General features: G+C 68.3%; 17 protein-coding genes. 15 read left to right on the top strand and 2 right to left on the bottom strand.

Going from position 1 to position 17,207, the window contains the following annotated elements; genetic code table 11:
- Position 1: 1 nt before the first annotated feature.
- The 10 genes from hypB to AC1DFR_RS07020 are packed head-to-tail and all read left to right on the top strand — an operon-like array spanning position 2 to position 8,787.
- Positions 2 to 964 carry a hydrogenase nickel incorporation protein HypB gene (gene hypB, locus AC1DFR_RS07065; protein ID WP_476873048.1) on the top strand — a complete coding sequence of 321 codons (963 nt, stop codon included), beginning with the start codon at positions 2 to 4 and terminating at the stop codon, positions 962 to 964.
- A 55-nt stretch (positions 965 to 1,019) separates the two neighbouring features.
- Positions 1,020 to 2,078 carry an NADH-quinone oxidoreductase subunit B family protein gene (locus AC1DFR_RS07060; protein ID WP_476850398.1) on the top strand — a complete coding sequence of 353 codons (1,059 nt, stop codon included), beginning with the start codon at positions 1,020 to 1,022 and terminating at the stop codon, positions 2,076 to 2,078.
- A 25-nt stretch (positions 2,079 to 2,103) separates the two neighbouring features.
- Complete coding sequence (locus tag AC1DFR_RS07055) at positions 2,104 to 3,897, top strand: nickel-dependent hydrogenase large subunit (protein WP_476873047.1); 1,794 nt, start codon at positions 2,104 to 2,106, stop codon at positions 3,895 to 3,897.
- 6 nt (positions 3,898 to 3,903) lie between these two features.
- Positions 3,904 to 4,878, top strand: coding sequence for a NifU family protein (locus AC1DFR_RS07050; RefSeq protein WP_476873046.1), 975 nt, complete (start codon positions 3,904 to 3,906; stop codon positions 4,876 to 4,878).
- Position 4,879: 1 nt separating this feature from the next.
- Positions 4,880 to 5,659: a DUF5947 family protein gene (locus tag AC1DFR_RS07045; protein WP_476873045.1), complete on the top strand. Its 780-nt coding sequence runs from the start codon at positions 4,880 to 4,882 to the stop codon at positions 5,657 to 5,659.
- The gene (locus AC1DFR_RS07040) at positions 5,652 to 6,293 is read left to right on the top strand and encodes a DUF6084 family protein (protein ID WP_476857885.1); all 642 of its coding nucleotides are present in this window, start codon (positions 5,652 to 5,654) and stop codon (positions 6,291 to 6,293) included. The genes AC1DFR_RS07045 and AC1DFR_RS07040 overlap by 8 nt, the downstream gene beginning before the upstream one ends.
- On the top strand, positions 6,290 to 7,819 hold the full coding sequence (locus tag AC1DFR_RS07035) for a hypothetical protein (protein WP_476873044.1): 1,530 nt from the start codon (positions 6,290 to 6,292) through the stop codon (positions 7,817 to 7,819). The genes AC1DFR_RS07040 and AC1DFR_RS07035 overlap by 4 nt, the downstream gene beginning before the upstream one ends.
- Positions 7,816 to 7,935 carry a DUF6893 family small protein gene (locus AC1DFR_RS07030; protein WP_018772298.1) on the top strand — a complete coding sequence of 40 codons (120 nt, stop codon included), beginning with the start codon at positions 7,816 to 7,818 and terminating at the stop codon, positions 7,933 to 7,935. Before AC1DFR_RS07035 ends, AC1DFR_RS07030 begins: the two co-directional genes overlap by 4 nt.
- A complete protein-coding gene (locus tag AC1DFR_RS07025) occupies positions 7,932 to 8,516 on the top strand; it encodes a hydrogenase maturation protease (protein WP_476873043.1) in 585 nt (194 codons plus the stop codon). The genes AC1DFR_RS07030 and AC1DFR_RS07025 overlap by 4 nt, the downstream gene beginning before the upstream one ends.
- Positions 8,517 to 8,529: 13 nt before the next feature.
- Positions 8,530 to 8,787 (top strand): HypC/HybG/HupF family hydrogenase formation chaperone, encoded by a 258-nt coding sequence (locus AC1DFR_RS07020; protein WP_230008283.1) that lies wholly within the window; start codon positions 8,530 to 8,532, stop codon positions 8,785 to 8,787.
- Positions 8,788 to 8,856: 69 nt separating this feature from the next.
- Here the strand turns inward: AC1DFR_RS07020 and AC1DFR_RS07015 are convergent, their stop codons facing one another.
- Entirely contained in the window at positions 8,857 to 9,627 is a 771-nt protein-coding gene (locus tag AC1DFR_RS07015) for a DUF6390 family protein (protein WP_230008282.1), read from the bottom strand.
- A 195-nt stretch (positions 9,628 to 9,822) separates the two neighbouring features.
- On the opposite strand from AC1DFR_RS07015, the gene AC1DFR_RS07010 reads away from it, so the two are divergent.
- The 3 genes from AC1DFR_RS07010 (at position 9,823) to AC1DFR_RS07000 (ending at position 12,815) form a co-directional block, all read left to right on the top strand.
- Positions 9,823 to 11,010, top strand: coding sequence for an ABC transporter substrate-binding protein (locus AC1DFR_RS07010; protein ID WP_476873042.1), 1,188 nt, complete (start codon positions 9,823 to 9,825; stop codon positions 11,008 to 11,010).
- Positions 11,011 to 11,107: 97 nt separating this feature from the next.
- A complete protein-coding gene (locus tag AC1DFR_RS07005) occupies positions 11,108 to 12,073 on the top strand; it encodes a FecCD family ABC transporter permease (protein ID WP_179129146.1) in 966 nt (321 codons plus the stop codon).
- Positions 12,066 to 12,815: an ABC transporter ATP-binding protein gene (locus AC1DFR_RS07000; protein WP_476873041.1), complete on the top strand. Its 750-nt coding sequence runs from the start codon at positions 12,066 to 12,068 to the stop codon at positions 12,813 to 12,815. Before AC1DFR_RS07005 ends, AC1DFR_RS07000 begins: the two co-directional genes overlap by 8 nt.
- Positions 12,816 to 12,951: 136 nt before the next feature.
- On the opposite strand, the gene AC1DFR_RS06995 is transcribed toward AC1DFR_RS07000, so the two are convergent.
- A complete protein-coding gene (locus AC1DFR_RS06995; protein ID WP_476850387.1) occupies positions 12,952 to 14,319 on the bottom strand; it encodes a cation:dicarboxylate symporter family transporter in 1,368 nt (455 codons plus the stop codon).
- Positions 14,320 to 14,456: 137 nt separating this feature from the next.
- Here AC1DFR_RS06995 and AC1DFR_RS06990 point away from each other — a divergent pair, with 137 nt between their 5' ends.
- Both AC1DFR_RS06990 and AC1DFR_RS06985 read left to right on the top strand, forming a co-directional pair.
- On the top strand, positions 14,457 to 16,181 hold the full coding sequence (locus AC1DFR_RS06990) for a sensor histidine kinase (RefSeq protein ID WP_476873040.1): 1,725 nt from the start codon (positions 14,457 to 14,459) through the stop codon (positions 16,179 to 16,181).
- Complete coding sequence (locus tag AC1DFR_RS06985; RefSeq protein WP_223916554.1) at positions 16,178 to 16,897, top strand: response regulator; 720 nt, start codon at positions 16,178 to 16,180, stop codon at positions 16,895 to 16,897. Before AC1DFR_RS06990 ends, AC1DFR_RS06985 begins: the two co-directional genes overlap by 4 nt.
- Positions 16,898 to 17,207: the final 310 nt, after the last annotated feature.

Here is a 17,207-nt window from a genome sequence, read left to right as displayed (position 1 = left end):
CATGTGTGCGACGTGCGGATGCGGCGACGACGCCGGCACCAGAGTTTCGGACCTCGACGGCACTGTGCACGACATCTTGCCCGCTGCTGCGGCCCCGCACGATCACGGCCATCCCCACGATCACGATCATCCGCACGATCACGAGCACGATCACAGCCATCAGCACGCCCACGATCACGAGCACGGGCATCCGCACGATCACGGCCAGCAGCATCCCCAATCCCCCGGGACAGCCGACGCCGGGCACAGCCCCACGGCGGAGGGACGGACCCTCATCTCCCTGGAGGAGAACCTGCTCGCCAAGAACGACCTCCTGGCCGCACGGAACCGGGGTTGGCTGGAAGGACGCGGCATCCACGCCTTCAATGTCATGAGTTCCCCAGGGGCCGGCAAGACCACGCTCCTGGTCCGGACCATCAGGGAACTTGCCGGTGAGCTGGACATTGGTGTGATCGAAGGGGACCAGGAGACCTCGCTGGACGCCGACCGGATCCGGTCCACCGGACGGCCGGTGATCCAAATCAACACCGGGGCAGGCTGCCACCTGGATGCCGGGATGCTGCAGCGGGCGCTGGGCGCGCTGGATCCGGTCCCCGGATCGACACTCTTCATCGAAAACGTGGGCAACCTGGTGTGCCCGGCATTGTTCGACCTCGGCGAATCGGCCCGGGTCGTCGTGATCTCAGTTACGGAGGGCGATGACAAACCGCAGAAATACCCCCACATGTTCCTGGCTGCCGACCTGGTGATCATCAACAAAGCAGACCTGCTCCCCTATGTGGAGTTCGACGTCGAGCGTTGCGTGCGCCAGGCGCGCCTGCTGAATCCCGCCGTCGACGTCCTGGCCCTGTCAGCTACCACCGGCGACGGCATGGACGGCTGGCTGGAGTGGATCCGGAAGAATCCCCACCCGGCGGCGGCTGCCGCCGGGAGTGCGCCGCGCTCTGGCGGACTACGCGTTTGACCGTTGACGCAACATTCGAGCCGCGGCCACAGGGCGGGCTCCGAAGGAGGCAACGATGCCTACAGCTACTGCATTGAAAGCGGAAGAAACCTTGATCCACGTCCTGTGGATCAATGCCGGACTCAGTTGCGACGGTGACTCCGTGGCCCTGACGGCGGCAACCCAACCAAGCGTCGAGGAGATAGCCCTTGGGGCGCTTCCCGGACTACCCAAGATTGCCATGCACTGGCCGCTGATCGACTTCGAATGCGGCCCGCAGCAAGGCGCCGACGACTTCCTCGAGTGGTTCCGCAAGGCGGACCGCGGCGAGCTGGAGCCGTTTGTGCTGGTGGTGGAGGGGTCCATCCCGAATGAAAAGCTGCACGCCGCGGGCGGCTACTGGGCGGCCTTCGGCAACAACCTCGACACCGGACAGCCGATCACCACCAGCGAGTGGCTGGACCGGCTGGCGCCCAAGGCGACGGCGATCATCGCCGCCGGGACCTGTGCGACCTACGGCGGCATCCATGCCATGGCCGGAAACCCCACCGGCGCCATGGGGGTGCCCGACTATCTCGGGTATGACTGGCGCTCCAAAGCCGGGATCCCGATCGTGTGCGTCCCGGGCTGCCCCATCCAGCCGGACAACCTTTCCGAAACCATGACGTACCTGCTGTATCAGGCCACCGGACAGGCCCCCATGATTCCCCTGGATGAGGCGCTCCGGCCGACCTGGCTGTTTGGCCAGACGGTGCACGAGGGATGCGACCGCGCGGGGTACTACGAACAGGGCGACTTCGCCACCGAATACGGGTCCCCGAAGTGCATTGTCAAGCTCGGCTGCTGGGGGCCGGTGGTCAAGTGCAACGTGCCCAAACGCGGCTGGATGAACGGAATCGGCGGCTGCCCCAACGTGGGCGGCATCTGCATCGGTTGCACCATGCCGGGCTTCCCGGACAAATTCATGCCGTTCATGGACGAACCTCCCGGCGGCAAGCTGTCGACCGCCTCGATCATGCCGTACGGCAAGACCATCAGGACACTGCGGAACATCACGAAGCACACGCTGGACCAGGAACCCCGCTGGCGCAAACCCGGTAATGATCTGCTGACCGGCGCCAAGCGGACCTGGTAGGGACGCTAGGCAGAGAGGCAATGCAATGACTTCGACGATTCCGATGCCCTCAGCGGACGGTACCGCGGGCGAGAACCTGGTAGAGATGGCCTGGGACCCGATCACAAGGATCGTCGGCAGCCTCGGCATCTACACCAAGGTCGATTTCAAGAACAACCAAGTGGTGGAATGCCACAGCACGTCCTCGATTTTCCGCGGCTATTCCATCTTCATGCGCGGCAAGGACCCCCGGGACGCACACTTCATCACGAGCCGGATCTGCGGAATCTGTGGCGACAACCACGCCACCTGTTCCTGTTACGCGCAGAACATGGCCTACGGCGTGAAGCCGCCCCACCTCGGCGAATGGATCGTCAACCTGGGCGAGGCTGCCGAGTACATGTTTGACCACAACATCTTCCAGGAGAACCTGGTCGGCGTGGACTACTGCGAGAAGATGGTCTCCGAAACCAACCCGTCGGTGCTGGCCAAAGCCGAGAACACACCGGCCCCGCAGGCAGCCGCGCACGGCTACCGCACCATCGCGGACATCATGCGCTCGCTGAACCCGTTTACCGGGGAGTTCTACCGCGAGGCACTGCAAGTGAGCCGGATGACCAGGGAAATGTTCTGCCTGATGGAGGGCCGGCATGTCCATCCCTCCACGCTGTATCCCGGCGGCGTGGGCACCGTGGCGACGATCCAGCTGATGACGGACTACATCACCCGGCTCATGCGGTACGTGGAGTTCATGAAGAAGGTCGTGCCGATGCACGATGACCTCTTCGACTTCTTCTATGCGGCCCTGCCCGGGTACGAGCAGGTAGGGCTGCGGCGCACCCTGCTGGGCTGCTGGGGGTCCTTCCAGGACCCGGAGTTCTGCAATTTCGCCTACAAGGACATGACGGAGTGGGGCCGGAAGATGTTCGTCACGCCCGGCGTCGTGGTGGACGGCAAACTCGTGACCACGGACCTGGTGCGCATCAACCTGGGGATCCGGATCATGCTGGGCTCGTCTTACTACGAGGACTGGGGCGACCAGGAAATGTTCGTCACCCGCGACCCGCTGGGCAACCCGGTGGACCGCCGGCACCCCTGGAACCAGCACACCAACCCGCGGCCGCAGAAGCGTGACCTCGAGGACAAGTACAGCTGGGTGATGTCACCGCGGTGGAATGACGGCGAAAGCAACCTGGCGCTGGATACCGGCGGCGGCCCGCTGGCCCGGCTCTGGTCGACCGCCCTTGCCGGCTTCGTCGACACCGGCTACCTCAAGTCAACGGGCAGCAGCGTCCAGATCGAGCTGCCCAAGACTGCGCTGAAGGGCCCGGTGACCCTGGAATGGAAGATCCCGCAGTGGAGCAACACGCTGGAGCGGAACCGCGCCCGGACCTATTTCCAGGCCTACGCGGCCGCCGCCGCCCTGCACTTCGCCGAAAAGGCGCTCGAGGAAATCCGGGCCGGCCGCACCAAGACGTGGGAGTCCTTCGAGGTGCCGGAGGAAGCCATCAGCTGCGGCTTCACCGAAGCCGTCCGCGGCGTGCTCTCGCACCACATGGTGATCCGCGACGGCAAGATCGCCAACTACCATCCCTATCCGCCGACGCCGTGGAACGCCAGCCCGCGCGACTCCGAGGGAACACCGGGCCCGTATGAGGACGCGGTGCAGGGCCAGCCCATCTTCGAGGAGAACGACCGCGACCATTTCAAGGGCATCGACATCATGCGCACCGTCCGCAGCTTCGACCCCTGCCTGCCGTGCGGCGTCCACATGTATCTCGGCGACGGGCAGACGCTGGACTTGCTGCACTCCCCCACGCAGTCGCTCACCGGTGAGTAGCCCGCCATGGACCGGGAGAATCTGTTGGGCTCGGCCGGTGAACGGATCAGTTCCCTCCTGGACGCGCTGGGCTCGGGCGGTCCGGTGGCCCGGGACCGGGCGGAAGAACTGGTCCGGCAGGTGACGGAACTGTACGGTGCCGGGCTGGAACGGATCCTGCACGTGCTCGATTCGCAGGGTGCGCTCGGGCCCGGAACGCTGTCCGCCCTCACGTCCGACCCGTTGGTGTCGGGCCTGCTCCTGATCCACGGGCTGCACCCCGTGGACCTGCCCGGCAGGATTGCCGGCGCCCTGGACTCGGTCCGGCCCTACCTCGGCTCGCACGGCGGCGATGTGGAACTGCTCGGCATCAGCGAAGAAGGCGTCGTCCGGCTGAGGCTGCTGGGCAGCTGCCAGGGCTGTCCGTCGTCGTCGGTGACGCTCAAGCTCGCCGTCGAGGACGCGATCGAATCTGCGGCGCCCGAGGTGACCGGCATCGAAGTGGATGAAGCGGCCCCCGCCGCCGTTCCCGCCCTCATCCCGGTCGGCGCCCTGCGCTCGCGGCTGGACGGGCTGGGCGGCCCGCCCGACGGCGGCATTCGCAGTGCCGCGCCGGACTGGGCGGTCCCCGACTCCGGCACACCGGCCCCAGGCACGTGGCAGGCGGTCCCGGCCCTCGCTGAGCTGGAGTCCGGAGCCGTGGCCGGCTTCCTGGTGGCTGGCGTGGACGTGCTCACGTGCCGGATCGGCCCGGACATCTACGCGTTTGTGGACCGCTGCCCGCGGTGCACCCACACCATGCCGGGCGCCTCGCTGCAGCGGGCGCTGGCTGCCCCGGTGGGCGGGGGGCTGTTGCGCTGCCCGCACTGCCGCAGCCACTTCGACGTCCGGAAGGCCGGGGCCTGCCTCGAGGACAAGGGGCTGCATCTTGATCCCCTTCCGCTGCTGCTCCGCGACGGGGTTCCCTCCGTGGCCGTCCCCACCACCGCGGACCCTCTGTGAGATGCCGGCACATGAATTCCGCGGCACGGGAACGGAGCAGGGCATGACGGCGACGCCGGGAACCGGGAGTCAGCCGCCCGGCAGCGCCGGAAACAACAGCGCCGGAAACAACAGGGCCGGAAACAGCGCGTCGGCGCTGGCCGTGCTCCGCCGGATAACGTCCACCCGCCCGGCCCAGCCTGCCGGCGAGCGCTGCGAGATGTGCGCGGAGCCCATCCCGGAAGTCCACCAGCACGTGGTGGATCTGGAGGGCCGCTCCCTGCTGTGCACGTGCCGGCCCTGCTATCTGCTGTTCACGGACTCGTCGGCCCATCTGCGCTACCGCTCCGTCCCTGACCGCTACCTCTCATTCGAACCCTTCGAGCTCGGCCAGGCCCAGTGGGACGAGCTGGAAATCCCGGTGGGGCTGGCATTCTTCTTCTTCAACTCGACTCTTGGCCGGACGGCCGCTTTCTACCCGAGCCCCGCGGGCGCCACGGAGTCCGAACTTCCCCTGGCTGCCTGGGCGTTGGTCGAGGCGGCCAACCCGGCCATCACCGTGCTCGCCCCCGACACGGAAGCCCTGCTGATCCGCGCCCCCGGCCCCGACCGGGACCGGGCGGACTGCCACCTGGTCCCCATCGATGCGTGCTACGAGCTGGTGGGCCGCCTGCGGCGGGTATGGAAAGGCTTCGACGGCGGCCAGGAGTCCCGCCAGGAGCTCGCGGGATTCTTCGACCGGATCAGCCGCCGCAGCAGGCCGGGCGCCCCCGCGGCAGACTTGGAGGGACGCCATGGTTGAGCTCGAATTCAGTGTGCTGGACATCGCCCCGGAGCCCTACGCGGCCGCACCCCAGCTGACCGCGCGCCTGCGGATCCAGGAGAAGAGTGGCGCCGCTGTCCATGCCATGGCCCTGCGGTGCCAGGTGCGGATCCTGGCCCAGCGCCGCGGCTACGATGCCGACGAGGAAGCCGGGCTGCTGGAACTCTTCGGCACCCGCGGACGGTGGCCCACCACACTCAAGCCCTTCATCTGGATGCACAGCGGCGTCCTGGTCCAGGGATTTGCGGACAGTGCCGACGTTGACCTGCCGCTGCCCTGCACGTTCGACTTCGACGTCGCAGCGGCAAAATACCTGAACTCCCTGCGGGACGGGACGGTCCCGCTGGAGTTCCTCTTCTCCGGGACGGTCTTCACGCGCGGCGCGGCGGGCTTCGGCGTCGAGCAGATTCCCTGGGACCGGGAAACCCGGTACGCCCTGCCCGTGGCGGCCTGGCGCTCGCTGATGGACGCATTCTTCCCGAACCAGGGATGGATCCGCCTGGACCGCGACGTCCTCGCGGCCCTGGCCAGGTACAAGGCGGTCCACGGCTTGATTTCCTGGGAGGCCGCTATCGAGGGGCTGCTGGCCGGGGCGGGCGACCCGGTGCCGTGAACACCGGACTCAGCCTGGCCCGCGCCGTCGCCGACGCCGTCCTCTACGAGGGATACCTCCTGTACCCCTACCGCGCCTCGTCCGCCAAGAACCAGGCCCGCTGGCAGTTCGGCGTGCTCGGGCCGCCGGGCGCGGCTGAATCCGGTGCCGGCGAAGCGCCGGACATGGCAGCGGATTGCCTCCTCGAGCCGGGACCCGCGGCCCGGGTCGACGTGCACCTGCGCTTCCTGCACCTCCAGAGACGGTCCGCCGAACGCGCGGATGACGGCGGATTCACGCCCGTCGACGAACTCACCGTCGGCGCCTCCCGCTGGCTTAGCTGGGACGAGGCAACGGATCAGGAGATCACCCTCGGGCCGTACAGCCTCGGCCAGCTTGCCGCCGGCGTGTCCGCGCCGGTGAACGTGCCGGCGAACGAGGACATCGAGCCCGTGCTGGATTCCGCCGGCGCCATTGCCGGCCGGCTTGTGCGCCGGCGGCGGGAGCTTCGTGGCGAGGTGCGCCTGCTGGCGGCGCAAGTGGTGGCGCAGGGGCAGGTCGCCGGAGCAGATGCCGCGGCAGCGGCGGAGCCGGCCCACGGGCCGCTGTGGCGGCTCAGGGTCACGGTGGAGAACGCGGCGGCAGCGGCCACCGACACGCGTACCGCCATCGAGTACTCGTTCATCGGAGCCCATGTCCTGCTCGCCGTCCACGATGCCGACTTCCAGTCGGTGATCGATCCGCCGGAATGGGCAGCGGCGGCGGCGGCTTCGTGCAGCCAGCACCGCTGCTGGCCCGTGCTCGCCGGCCCCGAGGGGCAGCGCGATGTCCTGCTCCTGTCCCCGATCATCCTCTATGACCATCCGGCGGTGGCACCGGAAAGCACCGTGGAACTGTTCGACGCGACGGAGATCGATGAAATCCTGACCTTGCGGGTGCTCACCCTGACCGATGCGGAAAAGGCGGAGGCCCGGTCAACCGATGCCCGGGCCGCGGCGATCATCGAACGCTGCGAAAACATGACGGCAGAGGAGCTCCAGCAGTTGCACGGCATCCTGCGGAACCCGCACGCCGGTGCGCCCCGCGGACCCGGGAGCATCGGAGGCGACGGCTTCCCCGGCCCCGCGGTCCCGGCCTATCCGGAGTTCTCAGTTCCGGAGTTCTCAGTTCCGGAATTCTCGGTTCCGGGCGCCTCCGACGCGGACACCGGCACGCCGTGGTGGGATCCGGCCCGGGACGCCGCCGTGGATCCGGGATCGGACACCGTCTTCATCGACGGCGTCCCGATCTCACGCGGCAGCAGGGTGCGGGTTGTCCCGCTGCGCCGCGCCGACGCCCAGGACCTCTTCTTCGCCGGCAAGTCGGGGCGTGTCACCGGAGTCCACTTCGACGTCGACGGCGGAACGCACGTCGCGGTGGTCCTCGAGGCCGACCCCGCCGCCGAACTGCAGGAGTGGTACGGACGGTATCTGTATTTCGCCCCCGAGGAACTCGTGCCGCTCACCGCGGCGCCGGCCCCGGACAACGGAAAGGAACCATCACCATGAAAGCTCTGGGCATCATGACAGTCGTGCTCTTGCTGGCCGCGGGCCTGGCAGCAGCCGTCGTCGGCCTGCGTTCAATTCCGGACATCAAGCGCTACGTGCGAATGCGGAGCATGTGAGGCCCGGTGTGAGCGGGGTCCTCGTGGCGGGCGTGGGGAACGTGTTCCTTCGCGACGACGGATTTGGGCCGGCCGTCGCCCGCCGGCTGGCCGAGGAGGTGTCCGGCCTGCCCGGCTGGGCGCCGGAGGAGGTCCAGGTGCGGGACTATGGGATCCGCGGGCTGCACCTCGCCTACGATCTCCTCGACGGGGTGGATGCGCTGGTGCTCGTGGATGTGCTCCCGGCCCCGGCGGACGGGAGCGCAGGCGCGGGAACGCTTCGGATCCTGAAGATCCGGGTGGAGGACCTGGAAAGCGGCGGTCCGCTGACGCCGGCCGGCCTGCGGGCCAATCCGGCCTTCGATCCGCATGGCATGGACCCGCTGGCTGTCCTCCGCCGTCTGCGTGTTTTGGGCGGATCGCTGCCGGAGACCTACCTGGTCGGCTGCATCGCGGGGCGAACGGACGAGGGCATGGGACTGTCCGAGGACGTGTCCCGCGCCGTTCCGGCAGCCGTGGAAGCAGTCCGCACCCTGGTCACAGCCCGCATCACGAACGCAGACGCAGCGCCCGCGAGCGCGGCTCCGGATGAAACAGGCTGAGGAGGAACCACGGATGTGTCTGGGAATACCGGGCCGGATCATCGAAGTGATCGACGGCTACAACGGGCAACTCGCCCTCGTGGATGTGGCCGGAGTGGAGCGCAAAATCAACATTGGCCTCCTCGATGACGGCCCCGTGGAGAGCGGCACGTGGGTCCTGATCCACATGGGCTTCGCCCTGGAACGCGTGGACCAGGAAGGCGCCGACCGTGCGATGACGGGACTTGAGCTCATGGGACGGGGCCCGGACCCCACCGACACGGTCCCGTAGCCTTCACTCCCCCACTGAAGGAACTCTCCCACTGAAGGAACTCCCCCACTGAAGGATCTGAAGGCGCCGCTATTCGAGGGCGATCGCTGCGCCGCGGTGCTCCACGCCGGAATTCGCGATCTTGAGGTGGCGCGCAAAGTAGTGCTGGAGCCGGTGGAGCTGGGCGGCCGAGAGCCGGTCGCACACCCAGTCCCAGTGGAGGGACACCATGTCCCCGGGCATGAGGTCAGCGATGAAGCCGGACCCGGCCACGGCGTACTTGGCCGTCTCGATCACCGGTTCCCCCAGCGACAGCGCCATCCCGTCCCACGCCAGGGGCCGCGAGCGCACGAGGGCGCTGTCCGCTTCGACGGCCACCACCTCGCCCCACCGGATGCGGCATTGGTCAAGGACATTCAGGGCCGTGGATGAGCGCCGGTCATCGCGCAAGAGTCCCGTCCACGGATAGATTTCCAGGACGTGGAAGCTGTGATGCGGGACGCCGCCGGCCAGGACCCCTTCCATCAGATGCGGGAACTGATGCCCGGTCCGTGCGCGGAACCGGTCCTCCATGGAATTGCCGATGCTGCGCACACCCACGGAGTCCAGCAGCGTGTTTCCCACCCAGTAGGCCTCCACCACCGCGTAGTCCAGCGGGTCCGGGTTGCCGGTGGCACCTGCGATGAGCTCCAGGTACGGCCAGGCGCCGGCGAACCCCTTCGCAAGTTCGCGCAGGCCCGCGTCGGTCACCCCGGACTGGCCATAGTGCAGCAGCGCGTCGCTGTCAGGCGGCCCGCAGCTGCCCCGCGAATTCGGCGGATACGCGTAGCGGACAAACAGTTGGGCGCCGTTGATTTCCATCCCGTGGCCTCGTTTCACAGGGGATATCAGCGAGGCTAGCACCGGCGCCCATCGGCGAACAATGCCCGTCGTGACCGGCATTGACACCCCTGCGCATTCGGCGGATGCTGTGAGGAAATGCCGCACCGGGACCATTGCTGTGGCCGGCGCGGAGCGAATGGCCGTTGCGCGCGGTCCTTCCCGGGAGGTAGGCCGATGAGCGTCCCCGAAGCCAACCGACGATCTGTACTGGCAGCGGCTCTCTACGGCGGAGGGGCGCTGTTCCTCGCTTCCTGCGCCGCGGCCGGCACGGCGCCACAGTCGTCGCCGCAGTCAACGCCGCCGGCAGGGGCTGCCGGTACTGCGCCCCCGGGTTCCGCCTCCGGCCCGGCCGGGATCCAGGTGACGGACCAGCGCGGGACCGTCCTGAGTTTCGACCGTCCGGTCACCCGGGTGGTGACCATTCCCATGCCCGCTGCCTCCCTGCTGGCCGCCGTCGACCAGGGCGCCAGCCATCTCGCCGGGATGCACAACGCCTCATGGGTCGCCATGCGCGACGGCGCCATGGGCACCATGTACCCGGAGGCCCTGAACATCCCGCACGACATCGCCACGACCGACTTCACGCCCAATGTCGAAAGCATCCGGGCGCTGAACCCCGACGTCGTGGTCCAGTGGAGCGATGCGCAACTGACGGCACCCCTGGAACAGGCCGGGATGAAGGTCCTGGGCATCACGAACACCGGCACGCAGCAGGACGTGGACACGTGGACCGCGCTTTTCGCAACGATGCTGGGCCGGCCGGACCGGGCCGTGCAGATGAAGGCCCGCAGCGACGGGCAGCAGAAGGCCATCCAGGCCGAGGCCGCCGCCCGCGGCACCGGCGGCCCGGGCATCATCTACTTCAACAGGTTCAGCGGCGGCCTCAAGGTGGCCGGAAACGGCAGCTACAACGACTTCTACATCAAGCTCATCGGGGCACACAACCCCGCCACCGGCCCGCAGGGCCTTCAGGGCAAGGGCATGGTGGGCGTGGACGTCGAGCAGGTCCTGGCCTGGGATCCGGAAATCATCCTGCTCGGGAACTTCGACGACGCGATGCCCGCCGACGTCTACGCCAACCCGGTATGGCAAAGCGTCTCCGCGGTGCGCTCCCGCCGCGTCTACAAGGTCCCGCTGGGCGGCTACCGCTGGGATCCCCCCGGCCAGGAATCGCCACTGATGTGGCGCTGGCTCACAGATGTCAGTTTCCCCTCCGGCAACCGCTCCACGCTGAGGGACGAGATAAACGACTACTTCGACTTCCTGTACCGCTACCGGCCATCGGCGCCGGAGCTGGACAAGATCCTCTGGACCGAGGCCAACGGCACCTCGGCCAACTACCGGCAGTTCGATGCTTCGTGAGGCCCAGCCTCTGACCACGGGACCCCCCGGCGGCCGGGGACCGGGGCTGCGCCAGGTCATCGGTCCATGCCTGCTCTCAGGAGCAGTCCTGGCGGCCGTGTCGGCGGTTGCACTCGCCAGCGGCCGCTACAGCGTGTCCCTGGACCATGTTGTGCAGATCCTGGCGTCCCGAATAGTTCCCTTCGGCCCGGGCCTTCCCGCGGCCGAGGAAAACGTGGTGCTGCTGGTCAGGTTGCCCAGGGTCCTGCTGGCCCTGCTGGTCGGTGGCGCCCTCGCAATCGGTGGCGCGGCCCTGCAGGCCGTGTTCCGCAATCCCCTGGTCAGCCCGGAGGTCATCGGCGTCTCCTCGGGGGCCTCCTTCGGCGGTGCCCTGGCCCTGCTGCTGGGCCTGGGCCCCGTCGCCCTCGTGGGCGGATCGTTCGGCTTCGGGCTGCTGGCACTGGGAATCGTCTTCCTCATCACGTCCGGGCGGGGCGGCGCCCACATCCTCATGGTGGTCCTCGGAGGAATCGTCACGGCCTCCTTCTTCTCCGCCCTGGTGGCCCTGGTGACGTATCTGGCGGACCCGTTCACCACCTTGCCCGCCATCGTTTTCTGGCTGCTTGGCAGTGTCTCCACCGCCACCTGGGCGAAAGTGCTGGTGGCCCTCATTCCGATCGCTGCCGGCGGCGTCGTCCTGCTGGCCCTCCGGTGGCGGATCAATGTGCTCTCGCTCGGCGACGACGACGCCACCGCCCTGGGGCTCCGGCCCCGCCCCCTGCGCTGGGCGGTCCTCGCCGCCGTGGCCCTCATGGTCGCCGGGGCCGTCGCCGTCAGCGGCGTCATCAGCTGGGTGGGGCTGGTCATCCCGCACCTCGCACGCATGTGGGTGGGACCGGACCACCGGGTGCTGCTGCCGGTCTCCTTCCTGCTGGGCGGGGCCTACCTGATCGCCATCGACACCATCGCGCGCACCGCCACGGCCGGGGAAATCCCGCTGGGCGTCCTGACCGCCCTGATTGGCGCACCGGTCTTCTTCGTGCTGTTGCGCCGGAACCGGGAGAGGATCTGGGACGGTGCTTGAGCTTCACGGGGCCGGATTTGGCTATTCACCGCAGAACTGGGTGTTCAAGGATCTCAGCTTCTCGGTGCCGCCGGGCACCGTGACCGCGGTCCTGGGGCCTAACGGCAGCGGCAAAACGACCCTGGTGCGCTGCGCGGCCGGCATGCTGGCCGTACAGGAGGGTGCGGTGCGCAGGTCCGAGACGGCGGGCTATGTTCCCCAGGCGCGCGGCAGCACGTTCGGCTACCCGGCCCTGGACATGGTGGTCATGGGCCGTGCCCGCCACGTCGGCGTCTTCCGCTCCCCCGGCAGCCGGGACAGGGCCGCCGCGCTCCGCGCCATGGACCGGGTGGGGATAGCCGCCCTGGCCGACCGGCTGTTTCCGACGCTCAGCGGGGGCGAGCAGCAGCTGGTCCTCATTGCACGGGCTATCGCGGGCGGTTCGCGGCTCCTCGTCCTGGATGAGCCGTCCACCGGGCTGGACCTGAAGAACCAGGTCCGGGTCCTCCAGCTGCTGAGGGAACTCGTGCGGACCGGGATGTCGCTGCTCGTGAGCACCCATCACCCGGACCACGCCCTGTTCCTCGCGGACTCGGTGGTCCTCATGGGCGCCGCGGGTGTGGTGACCGGGCCTGCCGGGCCGCTCCTCGCCGATGCGCAGCTTTCCGCGCTGTACGGCGTCCGCGTCAGCACCCTGAACTACGACGACGCCGGGACGCCCCGCCGCACGGTGGTCACCCCCTTCGGCGCCGACGAGGGCTGAACCGAACGCCCAAGCGCCCGGCAGCTGGGCTGCCGGGCGCTTGGGCGTCATCGAGCGGTAGTGCGTCCTGTCAGTTTAGGGCCGGGGTGCGGCCCTGGCCGGTTCCGGCGTGGTTCGGGACGGTGCAGGCGTCGGTTCAGGCGTGTGCCAGGACCGGTTGTGCCGGCTGTGCGGGCTGTTCGGCGGCATCCTGTGCGCCGGAGTGGCCGGCCAGCATCGTCTCTTCGTCGAACGGCTCGGCACCGGCCAGGACACGGTCCACGCGTCCGCCGTCGATCTCCTTGACCCAGGTGCCGATCAGCACCGTGGCGACGGCGTTGCCGGTGAAGTTGGTCAGGGCGCGCGCCTCGGACATGAACCGGTCGATGCCGACGATCATGCCCACGCCGCCCAGCAGTTGGGGTGCGTGCGCCTGGAGTCCGGCGGCCAGCGTGGCCAGGCCGGCACCGGTGACGCCGGCGGCACCCTTGGAGGCGATGATCATGAAGACCAGCAGGGAAACCTGGGCGCCAAGGTCCAGCGGCGTGCCCATGGCGTTGGCGACGAACAGTGCGGCCATGGTCAGGTAGATGGCGGTCCCGTCGAGGTTGAAGGAGTACCCGGTGGGGACCGTGACACCCACGACGGGCTTGGACACGCCGAGGTGTTCCATCTTCGCGATCAGGCGGGGCAGCGCGGCTTCGGAGGAGGACGTGGAGAAGATCAGCAGGTATTCGCGGCCGAGGTACTTCATGAGCTTGAAGATGCTGACGCCTGCGACCGCCTTGAGCAGGCCGCCGAGGATCACGACGATGAACAGGGCGCAGGTGATGTAGAAGGCGCCCATCAGGGTCGCCATGCTGATGATGGCCTGGAAGCCGGTTGCACCGACCACTGCGGCGATCGCGCCGAAGGCTCCGACCGGGGCCAGCCACATGATCATGATGAGGATGCGGAACACGAGGGCCTGGCCGTAACCGACGGCCTTGAGGATCGGGGCTCCCTGCGGGCCCATCTTCTGCAGCGCGAAGCCGACCAGGATGGCGGCGAGGAGGGTCGGCAACACGGGAATGTCGCCCGGGATGATGCCCAGAAGGAAGTCAACGGTGCTGTCGACTGCCGCCTTCTTGTTCGGATCATAGGGGGCGAGCTTGAGGCCCTCGCCCGGGTGGATCAGGTTGCCGACCACCAGGCCGATCCCCAGGGCGAACGTGGACATGACCACAAAGTAGGCGAGCGCCAGGCCGCCGACCTTGCCGACCGTGGCGGCCTTGGCGATGGAGCCGATGCCCAGCACGATGGTGCAGAAGATCACGGGCGCGATCATCATCTTGATGAGTTTGATGAAGCCGTCGCCGAGTGGTTTGAGGGATTTGCCGACCTCGGGGAACAGCAGGCCGATAACGGCACCTGCGATCACGGCTACGATGACTGCGATGTAGAGGTAGTGGGACTTGTCCAGTCCCTTGCGCTTCTTGGCCGGAGCGGCGGCCGGTGCTGCTGACTCTCCTCGTTGAGAGGCCATGGTGTTCTCCTTGGATAGGCTGGACTTGGTGCGGTCCTGGCTGTGGTCCGCTCTTGTCCTTCTTGCGTGTAACCCCATCATTGATGAGAAGGTGACGCGCATCACCCTTGCGTTCATATTGGTCATGGAAGGTGTTGATGATCCGGCGCTGGAGCATCGCCCGCAGGCTGTTTGCGGCCAACCTGCTGTTCGTGGTGGCCCTGACGGCCATCGTTGGCACGGCCGTGTTCGTGGACGCGCGCGATCACGCCTACGACGAGGCCGGACGCCGGATGGCCGGCATCGCCACCGCCGTCGCCGACGCCCCCTTCGTCCTGGCGGCGGCGGACTCGGCCGATCCCACGGCCCTGCTGCAGCCGTATGCCCTAAAGACCATGAACGACGCCGACGCGGATTTCATCACGATCATGGCCCCGGACCGCACGCGCTGGACCCACCCGCGGGATGAGGAACTGGGCAAACCGTATATCGGCTCCATTGACGCGGCCCTCCATGGCCAGGTGTTCACGGAAGTCGTGGCCGGCACCCTCGGCCCGTCGGTGCGTACCATCGCCCCGGTCAAGGATGCCGACGGCAAGGTCCGGGCGCTCGTGGCCGCGGGCGTGACGGTCCGGACGGTGGACGTCGCACTCTCCGGCCGGCTGCCGGCGCTGCTGGCCATCAGCCTGGCGCTGCTGGCCGGCGGGTCGGCGGCGGCCTGGCTCCTGGGACGGTACCTGCGCCGGGTGACCCGCGGCTGGGGCCCCGAAGAGCTGGGCCAGCTCTTCGCGTACTACGAATCAGTGCTGCATTCCGTGCGTGAGGGCGTGATCCTCATCGACCCCAAGGGCAAAGTGGTGATGTACAACGACCAGGCCGCCGAACTGCTCGGGCTGAGGAAGCAGTCCGCCGACGGCGGTCCCAGCTCCGGCGCTGACGGCGGCGTTGCGGGGGGCGGCCGCCAGGCGGCGCCCTCCCTCGCGGAGTTGCCACTGGCCCCCAGCCTCAAAGAGCTCTTCGAATCGGGGCGGACCGCCCTGGATGAGATCCACCTGACCGGCTCGCGGATCCTGGTGGTCAACCAGGGCCCCGCGGTGGGACCCGAATCTGCCGGCGCCCGCCCGCGCGGAGCGAAGTCCGGCGCTGCCGGCGCTGGCACTCCTGTTTATGGAACCGTCGCCACCATCCGGGACCGTACCGAGATCGAATCCCTGGGCAGTGAACTCGAGACCATGCGCACGCTCTCGGACGCGCTCCGCGCCCAGACCCATGAACACGCCAACCGGCTCCACACCATCGTCTCGCTCATGGAACTGGGCCGGGGCCCCGAGGCGCTGGACTTCGCCACCAAGGACCTGGAACTGAGCCAGCGGCTCACGGATGACATTGTGAGCTCCATCGAGGAACCCGTGCTCGGCGCCCTGATCATGGGCAAGGCAGCCGAAGCACACGAACGCGGCGTCGAACTGACCCTCAATACCAGCGGTTCCACGGCCGTGACCGGACTGGCCGTGCAGGACCTCGTGGCCATCCTGGGGAACCTGCTGGACAATGCCATCGACGCCGCGGCCGAGGCACCGGCACCCCGGCTCGTGGAGCTGACCGTCGAGACCACCGGCTCCGCCCTGGAGATTACCGTGGAGGACAGCGGCCCCGGGATCGATCCCGCGGCCGTGGAGGACGTCTTCCGGCACGGTTTCAGCACCAAGGCCCCGGGACCGTTCGGACGCGGCCTTGGACTGGCCCTGGTGCGCCAGGCGGTACAGCGGCTGGGCGGTACCATGACAATCACCAGCCCGGCCGGGGCGCTGTTCCGCGTCACTCTGCCCGTCACAACACCGCCGGTCACTCCGCTGCCGGTCACTACCGAGGGACAACCATGAGCGAGATCCGGGTACTCGTCGTCGAGGACGAGCCCATCGCTGCCGCAGCGCACGCCGCCTACATAGAAAGGCTGGACGGTTTCACCCTGGCGGGCTCCGCGCCCGACGGCCAGTCCGCCCTGCGCCTGCTCACCGAATTCTCCGCGGCAGGCAATCCGGTGGAGCTGGTCCTGCTGGACATGAACCTCCCGGACCTCCACGGGCTGGACATCGCACGCCGGATGCGGGCGGCCGGACTGTTCGCGGACATCATCGCCATCACCGCGGTGCGGGAACTGAACATTGTCCGCAGCGCGGTGGCCACCGGCGTGGTCCAGTACCTGATCAAACCGTTCACCTACGCGACCTTTGCGGACAAGCTCGCCAGCTACCGGCTGTTCCGCGAGCAGCTGGCCGCACCCCTGGCCGGGGAAGCCGGAGCCCGGGCGTCCCAAAGCGATGTGGACCAGGCCTTCGCCAGCCTCCGTGCCCCGTCCGAGCTGTCGCTGCCCAAGGGCCTGGCCGTATCCACGCTGGAATCCGTCCAGGACTACATCAAGCAGCAGGCCGAGGCGGTGTCGGCCAGCGAGGTCATGGAGGCGCTCGGGATGTCCCGGGTCACCGCCCGGCGCTACCTCGAATACCTCGCCGACGCCGGAACGGTCTCCCGCGCCGCCCGCTACGGCGCCCCCGGGCGGCCGGAGAACGAATACCGCTGGAACCGGCCGCGGACGTAGGCCTGCCGCTCCCCGTTACCGTCACCGGGAGGGCACTTGCCGGCAATCCCGGGAAACACTGCCGCGAAATGCCGTCCCGGCGGTTTCCTTGTGGCGGGATGATCGCGAATGCTTAGTGCCATGCGGCCGCTGTTGACGTGTCAGGGCAGCGGGGCGGCGCGCGTTGCGAATAGGCGATGATCCGGGTGATCATCATTCGCCGCCCCACTGCGGTCTGGTGCCGGCGGACTCTGTGTGTCCGGGCCTTCTGCGTGGTTACTTGCCGCAAACGAAGACTTCATTCAATGCGGCGGGGTCGGCCCGGCTATCG

The sequence above is a fragment of the Arthrobacter sp. 05T410 genome, from assembly GCF_056396505.1.
This window is presented reverse-complemented; position numbering and strand designations above follow the sequence as displayed.